At 62.2% G+C, this 973-nt stretch carries 2 protein-coding genes; both read right to left on the bottom strand.

Annotation, left to right across the window (positions count from 1 at the left end; all coding sequences use genetic code 11):
• Positions 1-62: 62 nt before the first annotated feature.
• A complete protein-coding gene (locus tag PDO_RS15830; RefSeq protein ID WP_007603904.1) occupies positions 63-335 on the bottom strand; it encodes a hypothetical protein in 273 nt (90 codons plus the stop codon).
• Between the two features lie 49 nt (positions 336-384).
• Positions 385-973 (bottom strand): SPOR domain-containing protein (locus PDO_RS15825; protein WP_007603903.1); only part of this gene is annotated, 589 nt, incomplete at its 5' end.

The following is a 973-nucleotide window of genomic DNA, read 5'->3' as shown; positions in this document are numbered from 1 at the left end:
GGGCAGGCGAGGCATGCGGTCCCCCGGAGGGCATAGATGGGCATCGTTAGGCCTTTCGCTAATTAGCGCAGGCGCAGGATGATCGGGAACCGTCCGCTTTGCGATGACACATGCAAATGGATCTTCGCCTCCGGCTGGGAGTAGCGCCAGGCACGAGCGCCATGACACAACAACAGTCCGATCAAATCCTTGGTCTTGGACCGCTTCGGCTTCAATCCCAGCTCGGCAAGGCCAAAGGCTGCCTGATGCAGCGGATGAAGCCCGTGGCTCGCTGCCAGAGTGCCGTGGTTATCCTGGTCGCCCGTGCGACCGAAGTGGTTCTCGTTCAACGCCATATTGACTACCTCGTACGCAATACAAATCGAGGGTTACCGGCAGGATCGTTTACTGGGCAGCGGCCCAGCATCCGATCCCTTTTTTCTTCAGTGCCTTGCATGCATTGACCGCTGTCTTCTGGTCGTCGAAGCCGCCGAACCGTGCCCGGTAGAGCTGCTGCGAACCCGCATCATAGGCGATCGTGAAGGGGGTGGCGGAACGCAATACCTTTCCGCCTTTTTCCTGCGCATCGCGCAGAAGGGTCATTGCCATGTCCTTGTCCGGTGAGGTGCCGATCTGGACGACCCAGCCGGCGGACGGCGCGGTGGAGGCAGTGGTTGTGGTGTCTATGCCCTGCGGAGTAGCTGCAGACTCGGCAATCGATTGTGTCGGCGTGCCCGGTGCGATCGATGCGCCGCTATCGGGCATATAGGCTGGAGCCGGCTGCGGCACTGGTACGGCGACCGCTGATGAGCTTGCCTGGGAGTTTGCCTGTGCTGTCGTCGCTTTGGCCAGCGCCGCGCTGGCGGCATTGCCGAGTTGCGGAGCCGCAAATGCCGTCTCGGGCACTGTGTCATAACGGGTTTCCGGCATCGGGCCAGTGGCCGGCAAGCTGTGGGCCGACGGTACGAGCGACGCGGTTGCCGTTGTGCTCGGC

Source organism: Rhizobium sp. PDO1-076 (genome assembly GCF_000247475.1).
Taxonomy (GTDB): Bacteria; Pseudomonadota; Alphaproteobacteria; order Rhizobiales; family Rhizobiaceae; genus Allorhizobium.
The sequence above is the reverse complement of the archived record's forward strand: the minus strand, read 5'-3'. Positions and strand labels throughout refer to the sequence as shown.

What these genes read in the sequence shown, in the direction of transcription:
- PDO_RS15830 (WP_007603904.1), bottom strand. Translation starts at nt 335, where the DNA reads ATGGCGTTGAACGAGAACCACTTCGGTCGCACGGGCGACCAGGATAAC.